Below are 11,719 nucleotides of genomic sequence, written 5' to 3'. Positions count from 1 at the left end.
CTATTTCAACATGATTATTTTCTTCACTAAATTATTAGAATACCATAACGAACCTATCTACAAAAGAATAATAACTCATTTTATTATGTCCTCATGTAAAAAACACTAAACTTATTCACAGTGGATAAGTTTAGTGTTTTTAGTTATCCACACCTATTTTTCCCTCAAAAAAACCGGCACTCAATTGAGTAACCGGTCACTTGGAAGATATTACAACATGTCGATGTGGTTCTTTTCCTTCAGAAGTTGTAATGATATTTTGATGATTAGATAATGCTTGGTGGATAATCTTTCGTTCAAAAGATGGCATAGGCTCCAATACAACTCTTTTTTTCGTATTCGTACTTACCACTTGTTTTGCTAATCGATAAGAAAGTGCTTCTAACGTAGCTTTTCTTTTACTACGATAATTTTCAGCATCTAATGTGATACCAATGTACTGCTTCGTATTACGATTCGCCACAAGTTTTGTTAAATACTGTAAAGAATTCAAGGTGTTTCCTCTTTTCCCAATTAAAACACCTACATTTTCGCCGTAAATTGTAAATTCAACTTCTCTTCCTTTTACAATTTTACTAATCTCAGCTTCCACACCCATATCGTGAATAACATTTTTTAAATATTCTTCACATTCTTGAATTGGATCTTTCTTCAATACAACTTCTACTACTGCAGGTCGGTTCCCAAATAAACCTAAGAACCCTCTCTTACCCTCATCGATAATATTTATATCTACTCGGTCTTTTGAAACATTTAATTGCCTTAAAGCATCCTGTACTGCCAGCTCGACTGTTTGTCCTTTAGCAGTAATTATACTCACTTGCTTGATCCTCCTGCCTTACTAGCCTTAATTTCCGGCCCTTTGATCAAGTACATTTGAGCGATACCAAAGATATTACCAACAACCCAGTAAAGTGATAATGCAGCTGGGAAGTTAATTGCAAAGATTAAAATCATGATTGGCATTAACCAAATCATCATTGCCATTTGCGGATTTTGACCAGCAGTTCCTGCCATAGCAAGTTTTTGCTGAATAAATGTCGTAATTGCTGCAACAACCGGTAAAATATATAACGGATCTGCTTGTCCTAAGTCGAACCATAAGAATGTATGCTTACTAATTTCTGATGTTCTCATAATCGCATGGTAAAACGCGAATAAAATAGGCATCTGAACAAAGATTGGTAAACATCCTGCTAATGGATTTACACCATTTTTTTGATACAACTGCATCATTTCTTGTTGTAGTTTTTGCTGCGTTGCTTGATCTTTAGAACTATATTTCTCTTTTAACTTCACCATTTCTGGTTGTAACGCTTGCATTGCTTTCGTACTCTTCGTTTGTTTAATCATTAATGGTAATAATGCAAAACGAATAATAAGAGTTGTAACAACAATCGCTAAACCGTAATTACTACCAAATAAGTTGGCAAAATACGTAATTAACTGAGAAAGCGGGTATACGAAGTATTCATTCCAAATTCCAGTGCTTTTTGGTGTAATTGGCTGATTTACTTCACTACAGCCAGCAGTAATCGCCATTAATGCAACAACCATGGCTAGTAAACCTAATTTCTTTTTCAAAGCCTACTCCTCCTTGTATCGGTATGTATATAGTGTAATTCATTTCCTTACGCTACTTTTTTATTCTTTTCATACCAGAGCGTTTAAAGACATGAATTAAGCTTTTCTTCAATTCTTCATATGTCATCTCTGCACAAGGCTTCCTTGCTATTATAACAAAATCTTTTCCAGAATCTATCTCATCTTTTAATTCTGTGATCGACTGGCGAATCATACGTTTAATTCGGTTACGCACTACTGCATTTCCTATTTTCTTGCTGACAGAAAGGCCAATACGAAAGTTTGGCTGCTCTTCTTTATCTAGTTGATACACAACAAATTGACGATTCGCAGTCGATTTTCCTTTTTGAAAAACCGTCTGGAATTCATCATTCTTTTTTATACGATGTTTTTTCTTCATATCAATTGACACTCCTGTAGTTCATCAGCGGAAATTCACTATTATTAGAAAAAAAGACCACTGAACGATCAGTGGTCTACGCAGATAATACTTTTCTTCCTTTACGACGACGAGCTGCTAGCACTTTACGTCCGTTCGCTGTGCTCATACGGCTGCGGAAACCATGTACTTTGCTGCGCTTACGTTTATTTGGTTGGTAAGTTCTTTTCATTATATGACACCTCCCTGAGGAATATCTGTTAAAGACAGTCTTATAAATTATAGTTAATCAACTAGGAAAATGTCAATGGTTCTAGAAATTTTCATCAAATATTCATTTTGAACCTATTCACATACTTTTTCACAGACGCTATATTTCCTTGTGGATAAATGTTTTTTCTGTTTTTTATATCCACAAACTCTTTTCGTACTTTTACACAGTATATCGTGTTGTGGACAAGTTTATTCCACAAGGTATTGATTTTGTGGATAACTTTCTTAATTTCATTGCTATAGCTACTTTTTTTTGATATTATAGTTGTGTTTTCACTTTGAATAAGTTTTCCACATCATTATCTTATCCACAATTTGTGTATAACATGTGGACAGTTTTAATCACATGTGGGTAAATAATTATCCACATTTGCTTTTTTTGTCGAAAACCCTATCTCATATACAAACGACGTTTTTAGGTTTTAAAAATACGTTTCGTATAAATATACATTTTATATTTATTTAGGTTGTACATTTGTTGCGCAACCTTATTCTTTTACCATCTTAGTAAAGGAGGGACACCTTTGGAAAACATCTCTGATTTATGGAACAGCGCCTTAAAAGAACTAGAAAAAAAGGTCAGTAAACCAAGTTATGAAACATGGTTAAAATCAACGACCGCACATAATTTAAAGAAAGATGTATTAACAATTACGGCTCCAAATGAATTCGCCCGCGATTGGCTAGAATCTCATTATTCAGAGCTAATTTCAGAAACACTTTATGATTTAACAGGGGCAAAATTAGCTATTCGCTTTATTATTCCCCAAAGTCAAGCTGAAGAGGAGATTGATCTTCCTCCTTCTAAACCGAATTCAGCACAAGATGATTCTAATCATTTACCACAGAGTATGCTAAATCCAAAATATACGTTTGATACGTTTGTTATTGGCTCTGGTAACCGTTTTGCTCACGCTGCTTCATTGGCCGTAGCCGAAGCGCCAGCTAAAGCATATAATCCCCTCTTTATTTATGGGGGAGTTGGACTTGGAAAGACCCATTTAATGCATGCAATTGGTCATTATGTAATTGAACATAACCCAAATGCCAAAGTTGTATATTTATCATCAGAAAAATTTACAAATGAATTCATTAATTCTATTCGTGATAATAAAGCTGTCGATTTTCGTAATAAATACCGCAATGTGGATGTTTTATTGATAGATGATATTCAATTTTTAGCGGGAAAAGAACAAACTCAAGAAGAGTTTTTCCATACATTCAATGCATTACACGAAGAAAGTAAACAAATTGTAATTTCCAGTGATCGGCCACCAAAAGAAATTCCAACTTTAGAAGATCGTCTTCGTTCTCGCTTTGAATGGGGACTCATTACGGATATTACGCCACCAGATTTAGAAACGCGGATTGCAATTTTGCGCAAAAAGGCAAAGGCTGAAGGACTTGATATACCAAATGAGGTCATGCTTTATATTGCAAATCAAATCGATTCAAATATTCGTGAACTAGAAGGTGCACTCATCCGAGTTGTAGCTTATTCATCTTTAATTAACAAAGATATTAATGCTGATTTAGCAGCCGAAGCACTTAAAGATATTATTCCAAATTCTAAACCAAAAATTATCTCCATTTATGATATTCAAAAAGCTGTCGGAGATGTTTATCAAGTAAAATTGGAAGATTTCAAGGCGAAAAAGCGAACGAAATCAGTTGCCTTCCCTCGCCAAATTGCAATGTACTTATCACGTGAACTGACAGACTCCTCCTTACCTAAAATAGGTGAAGAATTCGGTGGACGTGATCATACAACAGTTATCCATGCTCATGAAAAAATTTCTAAGCTACTTAAGACGGATACGCAATTACAAAAGCAAGTTGAAGAAATTAACGATATTTTAAAGTAGTAGCTGAATAGTGTGAATAACTTTCCTTGTTTTACGCACAGTCTATCCACATGTAGATAGACTGTTTTTACATCCTTTAGCAGGGTTATCCACATATCCACAAGCCCTATTACTATTACTACTATTTTTTATCTTTATTAATTAAATAAAATCTTATACTTACCGGAGGTTTTTCTTTATGCGTTTTACAATACAAAAAGACTATCTTGTAAGAAGTGTACAAGATGTAATGAAGGCTGTTTCTTCTCGTACAACAATTCCGATCCTTACGGGGATTAAAGTTGTCGCTACGGAAGAAGGAGTTACATTAACAGGAAGCGATGCTGATATTTCAATTGAATCTTTCATTCCAGTTGAAGAGAATGGAAAAGAAATCGTAGAAGTGAATCAATCAGGAAGTATTGTTTTACAGGCTAAATATTTTAGTGAAATTGTAAAGAAATTGCCTAAAGAAACTGTAGAAATTTCTGTGGAAAATCATTTGATGACAAAAATAACTTCTGGAAAATCAGAGTTTAATTTAAATGGTTTAGATTCTGCAGAATATCCATTGTTACCACAAATTGAAGAACATCATGTTTTTAAGATTCCAACGGATTTACTTAAACATATGATTAGACAAACTGTATTTGCAGTTTCCACTTCTGAAACAAGACCAATCTTGACAGGTGTAAACTGGAAGGTATATAACAGCGAACTAACTGGCATTGCTACAGATAGTCACAGACTAGCTCTTCGAAAAGCAAAAATCGAAGGCATTGCAGATGAGTTCCAAGCAAATGTTGTTATTCCAGGAAAAAGTTTAAATGAATTAAGCAAAATTCTAGATGAGTCTGAAGAAATGGTAGATATCGTTATTACGGAGTATCAAGTATTATTCCGTACAAAACATTTATTATTCTTCTCAAGATTGTTAGAAGGAAATTACCCTGATACAACTCGCTTAATTCCAGCGGAGAGTAAAACAGATATTTTTGTAAATACAAAAGAATTTTTACAAGCAATTGATCGTGCATCTCTTTTAGCAAGAGATGGTCGTAATAATGTTGTAAAATTATCAACTTTAGAGCAGGCAATGCTAGAAATTTCCTCGAATTCACCAGAAATCGGAAAAGTAGTAGAAGAAGTTCAATGTGAAAAAGTAGATGGAGAAGAGTTAAAAATATCTTTTAGTGCAAAATATATGATGGATGCACTAAAAGCATTAGATAGTACTGAAATTAAGATTAGCTTTACTGGAGCAATGAGACCATTCTTAATTCGTACAGTAAATGATGAATCCATTATTCAATTAATTTTACCGGTTCGTACTTACTAAGTAAGAAATAAGGGTTGCTAGTTTTCAGATGCTAGTAGCCCTTATTTGATTTTTGGGTATTACTTTCCTAATGCTAGTTTATTTAGTACAATGAAAGAATGAACACTTTCAGAAAGTGAGCGATTTTATGAAACGTATTAAAATTTCAACAGAGTATATTACACTAGGGCAATTTTTAAAGTTAGCCGATGTAATTGATACAGGTGGCGCTGTAAAATGGTTTTTACAAGAATATGAAGTGTACGTGAATCAAGAACTTGAAAATAGAAGAGGTCGCAAACTATATGCGAACGATATTATTGAAATTCCAGGAAGCGGAAGTTTCCAAGTTCAGTCATAAAGGGGGAGCCCTTTGTTTATTTCAGAAATACAATTAAAAAACTATCGCAATTATGAAAAGTTAGAGCTTTTCTTTGAAGATAAGGTAAATGTAATTATCGGCGAGAATGCGCAAGGGAAAACGAATTTGATGGAAGCTATTTATGTTTTAGCGATGGCGAAATCTCATAGAACCTCTAATGATCGCGAGCTTATCCGTTGGGATGAAGATTTCGGTCAAATTAAAGGAAAGTTACAAAAGAGAAATAGTTCTTTGTCTTTGGAATTAAATATCTCGAAAAAAGGTAAAAAGGCAAAATTAAATCAACTTGAACAACAAAAATTGAGTCAATATATTGGCGTGATGAATGTTGTCATGTTTGCCCCAGAAGATTTAAATCTTGTAAAAGGAAGCCCTCAAGTAAGAAGACGCTTTTTAGATATGGAATTAGGCCAAATAGCTCCGGTCTATTTGTATGAATTGAGTCAATATCAAAAGGTGCTCACACAACGAAATCACTTGCTAAAAAAGATGCAAGGGAATAGTAAGAATGAGGAAACGATGTTGGATGTATTTACACTTCAACTTATTGAGCATGGTACAAAAATTTTGCAAAAACGCTTTGAATTTTTGCATTTACTACAAGAATGGGCAGCTCCAATTCATCGTGGTATAAGCCGTGGGTTAGAAGAATTAGAAATTGTCTATAAACCGAGTGTAGATGTATCAGAATCAATGGATTTGTCGAAAATAAAAGAAGTATACTATGAAAGTTTTCAATCCGTGAAACAACGTGAAATTTTCCGTGGTACGACTTTAATTGGTCCTCATCGTGATGATTTACAATTCTTCGTTAATAGTAAAAATGTTCAAGTCTTTGGTTCGCAAGGACAACAACGAACGACCGCACTGTCCCTAAAATTAGCTGAAATTGAATTGATTTACTCAGAAGTTAAAGAATATCCGATTCTTCTATTGGATGATGTATTATCAGAATTAGATGATTATCGTCAATCGCATCTGTTAAATACAATTCAAGGAAAAGTGCAAACATTTGTGACAACGACGAGTGTCGACGGAATTGAACACGAAACATTAAAAGAAGCGAAAACAATTCATGTAACGAACGGCACGGTAGATTGTGAAATAGATAGGGCGTAATCCCTGTTTAAATGGAAAAGTAGGTGATCTTTGTGTCAATGGAACAAAAGCAAATGCAAGAAAATTCATATGATGAAAGTCAAATACAGGTACTTGAAGGGCTAGAAGCAGTTCGAAAACGCCCTGGTATGTATATTGGATCTACAAGCGGAAAAGGACTTCACCATCTTGTATGGGAAATCGTCGATAATAGTATTGATGAAGCACTTGCAGGGTACTGTGATGAAATTAACGTTAGTATCGAAGAAGATAATAGTATTCGTGTAACGGATAATGGACGTGGTATTCCAGTTGGTATACAAGAAAAAATGGGACGTCCTGCTGTAGAGGTTATTATGACCGTTCTTCATGCTGGTGGTAAGTTTGGCGGCGGCGGTTATAAAGTTTCTGGTGGTTTGCATGGTGTTGGGGCATCTGTAGTAAATGCCCTATCAACAGAACTAGAGGTATTTGTACATCGTGAAGGTAAAATCCATTATCAAAAATACGAAAGAGGTATTCCGGTTGCGGATTTAAAAGTCATTGGTGACACAGATCAAACAGGAACGATAACTCGATTTAAACCAGATCCAGAAATTTTTCAGGAAACAACAGTATACGAATTTGATACGCTCGCAACTCGTATGCGTGAATTAGCATTTTTAAATCGTAATATTAAATTAACAATTGAAGATAAACGTGAACATAAGCAAAAGAAAGAATTCCATTATGAAGGTGGAATTAAATCATACGTCGAGCATTTAAATCGCTCAAAACAACCAATCCATGAAGAACCTGTATATGTAGAAGGATCAAAAGATGGTATTCAAGTTGAGGTTTCCTTACAGTATAACGAAGGATATACAAATAATATTTACTCATTTACGAATAACATTCATACGTATGAAGGTGGAACACATGAAGTAGGGTTTAAAACAGCTTTAACTCGTGTGATTAACGATTATGGACGTAAAAATAGTATTTTAAAAGATGCAGACAGTAACTTAACGGGTGAGGATGTTCGTGAAGGTTTAACTGCAATTGTATCAATTAAACATCCAAACCCACAATTTGAAGGACAAACGAAGACGAAACTTGGGAATAGTGAAGCAAGAACGATTACAGAGTCTGTGTTTTCAGAGGCATTTGAAAAGTTTTTACTAGAAAACCCGAATGTTGCACGAAAAATCGTAGAAAAAGGTACGATGGCAGCACGTGCACGTGTTGCAGCGAAAAAAGCACGTGAATTGACACGCCGCAAGAGCGCATTAGAAGTTTCAAGTTTACCTGGTAAATTAGCAGATTGCTCTTCGAAAGATCCAGCAATTAGTGAAATTTACATTGTAGAGGGTGACTCTGCCGGTGGATCAGCAAAACAAGGGCGTGATCGTCACTTCCAAGCGATTTTACCGCTAAAAGGTAAAATTATTAACGTTGAAAAAGCAAGATTGGATAAAATTTTATCTAACGATGAAGTGCGTACAATTATTACTGCAATTGGTACGAACATTGGCGGCGATTTTGATATCGAGAAAGCTCGTTATCATAAAGTTATTATTATGACGGATGCCGACGTAGATGGTGCGCATATTCGTACCCTATTATTAACGTTCTTCTATCGTTATATGCGTCAAATTATTGAACATGGTTATATCTATATTGCACAGCCACCGTTGTTTAAAGTACAACAAGGTAAAAAAATTCAATATGCTTATAATGAGAAAGAGCTTGAAAAGATTTTAGCTGAATTACCAGCTCAACCTAAACCTGGTATCCAACGTTACAAAGGTTTAGGAGAAATGAACCCAACCCAGCTTTGGGAAACGACAATGGACCCAGAAGTGCGTTCATTACTTCAAGTTTCCCTTCAAGATGCAATTGAGGCAGATGAAACATTTGAAATTTTAATGGGGGATAAAGTAGAGCCACGTCGTAACTTTATCCAAGAAAATGCAAAATACGTGAAAAACCTTGATATTTAAATGAGTAATGACAGGAATCTGAGTATTCCTGTCTTCTACATATAAATCAATGTATGTGTAACGGAAATGTAAGAGGAGGTGCTCGTTGATGTCAGACAATCAACAACAAGCACGAATTCGAGAAATTAATATTAGTCATGAAATGCGTACCTCATTTTTAGATTACGCAATGAGTGTTATCGTATCTCGTGCATTACCAGATGTTCGTGATGGATTAAAACCTGTGCATCGTAGGGTTTTATATGCGATGAATGATTTAGGAATTACGGCTGATAAAGCGTATAAGAAATCAGCACGTATTGTTGGTGAAGTAATCGGTAAGTATCACCCTCATGGTGATTCAGCTGTTTATGAAACGATGGTACGTATGGCGCAAGATTTCAGTCAACGTTATATGCTTGTTGATGGGCATGGTAACTTTGGATCTGTCGATGGAGATTCAGCGGCAGCAATGCGTTATACAGAAGCAAGAATGTCTAAGATTTCTATGGAATTAATACGTGATATTTCAAAAAATACGATTGATTATCAAGATAACTATGATGGTTCTGAAAGAGAGCCCATTGTATTACCAGCGCGTTTTCCTAACTTACTAGTAAATGGTACGACAGGTATTGCAGTTGGTATGGCAACGAATATTCCGCCGCATCAACTTGGCGAAGTAATTGATGGGGTATTGGCATTAAGTCATAATCCTGATATTACTATTGCAGAATTAATGGAGTGCATTCCAGGACCAGATTTCCCGACGGCAGGTTTAATTTTAGGAAGAAGTGGTATTCGTAGAGCGTATGAAACAGGACGCGGTTCTATTATACTTCGTGCTAAAGTTGAAATTGAGGAGAAGTCAAATGGCAAACAATCTATTATCGTAACGGAACTACCTTATCAAGTAAATAAGGCGCGATTAATTGAAAAAATTGCAGAATTAGTTCGCGATAAGAAAATTGAAGGTATTACAGATTTACGTGATGAATCAGATCGAAATGGTATGCGTATTGTTATGGAAGTACGTCGTGATGCCAATGCTAATGTATTATTAAATAACTTATATAAACATACAGCACTTCAAACAAGTTTCGGTATTAACATGCTGTCTCTTGTAAATGGAGAGCCACAAGTGCTGAACTTAAAACAAAATTTATATCATTACTTGGAACATCAAAAGGTAGTAATTCGTAGACGTACAGCTTATGAACTAGAAAAAGCAGAAGCGCGTGCTCATATTTTAGAAGGATTACGAATTGCCTTAGACCATCTGGATGAAGTTATTACATTAATTCGTAGTTCGAAAACAGCGGAAATTGCAAAGCAAGGTTTAATGGAACGTTTCGGCTTAAGTGAAAAACAAGCGCAAGCTATTTTAGATATGCGTTTGCAACGTTTAACAGGTTTAGAACGCGAAAAGATTGAACAAGAATATCAGGACTTAATGAAGTTAATCGCTGAATTAAAAGCAATCTTAGCAGATGAAGAAAAGGTTCTTGAGATTATTCGTGAAGAATTAACGGAAGTAAAAGAGCGCTTCAATGATAAGAGACGCACAGAAATTACAATTGGTGGTATGGAGTCTATTGAAGATGAAGACTTGATTCCAGAACAAAATATCGCCATTACGTTAACTCATAATGGTTATATTAAGAGGTTACCAGCTTCCACGTATAAAACACAGAACCGTGGTGGACGTGGTGTGCAAGGAATGGGGACAAATGATGATGATTTCGTAGAGCATTTATTAACTACTTCTACGCATGATCATATTCTATTCTTCACTAATAAGGGGAAAGTATACCGTACGAAAGGATATGAAATCCCAGAGTATAGTCGTACAGCGAAAGGTATACCTATTATTAACCTATTAGGTGTAGATAAGGGTGAATGGATTAACGCCATTATTCCAATTCGTGAATTTGGTGACGATGAATTCTTATTCTTCACAACAAAACAAGGTATCTCTAAGAGAACACCACTTTCATCATTTGCAAATATCCGTACGAATGGTTTAATTGCAATCTCTCTTCGTGAAGAGGATGAAGTAATATCTGTACGTTTAACATCTGGTGATAAGGATATTATTGTAGGAACAAGCAATGGTATGTTAATTCGTTTTAACGAGCAAGATGTGCGTTCTATGGGACGTAACGCGGCTGGTGTAAAAGCAATTACATTAGGTGAAGAAGATCAAGTTGTAGGTATGGAAATTGTCGAAGAGGATGTAAATGTTTTAATTGTAACGAAAAATGGTTATGGAAAACGTACGCCGATTGATGAATATCGCTTGCAAAGCCGTGGTGGTAAAGGTCTGAAGACTTGTAATATTACAGATAAAAACGGGAAATTAGTAGCTGTTAAATCTGTAACAGGTGAAGAAGATATTATGTTAATTACAGCAGCGGGTGTTATTATTCGTATGCCAGTTGATCAAATCTCTCAAATGGGACGTAATACACAAGGTGTTCGTCTAATTCGATTAGAGGATGAGCAAGAGGTAGCGACAGTAGCAAAAGCACAAAAAGATGATGAGGAAGAAACGAGCGAAGAGGTTTCTTCAGAAGAATAAGAGGGGAGATATCTCCCCTCTTTATTTTTTTATAATAATACTTGCATAGGGAAGGGAAAGCCTATATAATAGGCAGAGTCAGCAAATGAGAGATATAAGTTATCGAAAAAACTTGTTGACGAAAATAATATACTATGATATATTATAAAAGTCGCTGAAACGCGATGTTGAACTTTGAAAACTAAACGAAACAAACAACGTGAAACGTCAATTTTTATTTTAGATGCTAGACAAACTAACTTTATTGGAGAGTTTGATCCTGGCTCAGGATGAACGCTGGCGGCGTGCCTAATACATGC

General features: G+C 35.3%; 10 protein-coding genes. 6 read left to right on the top strand and 4 right to left on the bottom strand.

Annotated elements, in window-relative coordinates; all coding sequences use genetic code 11:
• Positions 1 to 196: 196 nt before the first annotated feature.
• The 4 genes from jag to rpmH all read right to left on the bottom strand — a co-directional run bounded on the left by jag (position 197) and on the right by rpmH (position 2,195).
• Positions 197 to 820: an RNA-binding cell elongation regulator Jag/EloR gene (gene jag, locus PDQ33_RS03245; protein WP_270754795.1), complete on the bottom strand. Its 624-nt coding sequence runs from the start codon at positions 818 to 820 to the stop codon at positions 197 to 199.
• On the bottom strand, positions 817 to 1,584 hold the full coding sequence (gene spoIIIJ, locus PDQ33_RS03240) for a YidC family membrane integrase SpoIIIJ (RefSeq protein WP_000727745.1): 768 nt from the start codon (positions 1,582 to 1,584) through the stop codon (positions 817 to 819). Before spoIIIJ ends, jag begins: the two co-directional genes overlap by 4 nt.
• A gap of 52 nt (positions 1,585 to 1,636) precedes the next feature.
• Positions 1,637 to 1,984: a ribonuclease P protein component gene (gene rnpA / locus PDQ33_RS03235; protein ID WP_000726629.1), complete on the bottom strand. Its 348-nt coding sequence runs from the start codon at positions 1,982 to 1,984 to the stop codon at positions 1,637 to 1,639.
• A 76-nt stretch (positions 1,985 to 2,060) separates the two neighbouring features.
• Positions 2,061 to 2,195: a 50S ribosomal protein L34 gene (rpmH, locus tag PDQ33_RS03230; RefSeq protein WP_000831901.1), complete on the bottom strand. Its 135-nt coding sequence runs from the start codon at positions 2,193 to 2,195 to the stop codon at positions 2,061 to 2,063.
• A gap of 565 nt (positions 2,196 to 2,760) precedes the next feature.
• Here rpmH and dnaA point away from each other — a divergent pair.
• The 6 genes from dnaA to gyrA all read left to right on the top strand — a co-directional run bounded on the left by dnaA (position 2,761) and on the right by gyrA (position 11,420).
• Entirely contained in the window at positions 2,761 to 4,101 is a 1,341-nt protein-coding gene (gene dnaA, locus PDQ33_RS03225; RefSeq protein WP_000428025.1) for a chromosomal replication initiator protein DnaA, read from the top strand.
• A 178-nt stretch (positions 4,102 to 4,279) separates the two neighbouring features.
• A complete protein-coding gene (gene dnaN, locus PDQ33_RS03220; RefSeq protein ID WP_001212896.1) occupies positions 4,280 to 5,419 on the top strand; it encodes a DNA polymerase III subunit beta in 1,140 nt (379 codons plus the stop codon).
• A gap of 127 nt (positions 5,420 to 5,546) precedes the next feature.
• A complete protein-coding gene (yaaA, locus tag PDQ33_RS03215; protein WP_000821367.1) occupies positions 5,547 to 5,759 on the top strand; it encodes a S4 domain-containing protein YaaA in 213 nt (70 codons plus the stop codon).
• 12 nt (positions 5,760 to 5,771) lie between these two features.
• Positions 5,772 to 6,899 carry a DNA replication/repair protein RecF gene (recF, locus tag PDQ33_RS03210; protein ID WP_270754801.1) on the top strand — a complete coding sequence of 376 codons (1,128 nt, stop codon included), beginning with the start codon at positions 5,772 to 5,774 and terminating at the stop codon, positions 6,897 to 6,899.
• A 38-nt stretch (positions 6,900 to 6,937) separates the two neighbouring features.
• Positions 6,938 to 8,860, top strand: a complete 1,923-nt coding sequence (gene gyrB, locus PDQ33_RS03205; RefSeq protein ID WP_000435993.1) for a DNA topoisomerase (ATP-hydrolyzing) subunit B — start codon at positions 6,938 to 6,940, stop codon at positions 8,858 to 8,860.
• Positions 8,861 to 8,948: 88 nt separating this feature from the next.
• Entirely contained in the window at positions 8,949 to 11,420 is a 2,472-nt protein-coding gene (gene gyrA / locus PDQ33_RS03200; protein ID WP_001282851.1) for a DNA gyrase subunit A, read from the top strand.
• The last annotated feature ends 299 nt before the right edge of the window (positions 11,421 to 11,719 follow it).

Source organism: Bacillus cereus group sp. Bc031, from assembly GCF_027716265.1.
Lineage (GTDB): Bacteria > Bacillota > Bacilli > Bacillales > Bacillaceae_G > Bacillus_A > Bacillus_A paranthracis.
This window is presented reverse-complemented; position numbering and strand designations above follow the sequence as displayed.

Coding starts and splice junctions, on each gene's coding strand:
- dnaN (WP_001212896.1), top strand. CDS start 4,280: ATGCGTTTTACAATACAAAAAGACTATCTTGTAAGAAGTGTACAAGAT.
- yaaA (WP_000821367.1), top strand. CDS start 5,547: ATGAAACGTATTAAAATTTCAACAGAGTATATTACACTAGGGCAATTT.
- rpmH (WP_000831901.1), bottom strand. CDS start 2,195: ATGAAAAGAACTTACCAACCAAATAAACGTAAGCGCAGCAAAGTACAT.
- gyrA (WP_001282851.1), top strand. CDS start 8,949: ATGTCAGACAATCAACAACAAGCACGAATTCGAGAAATTAATATTAGT.
- gyrB (WP_000435993.1), top strand. CDS start 6,938: ATGGAACAAAAGCAAATGCAAGAAAATTCATATGATGAAAGTCAAATA.
- rnpA (WP_000726629.1), bottom strand. CDS start 1,984: ATGAAGAAAAAACATCGTATAAAAAAGAATGATGAATTCCAGACGGTT.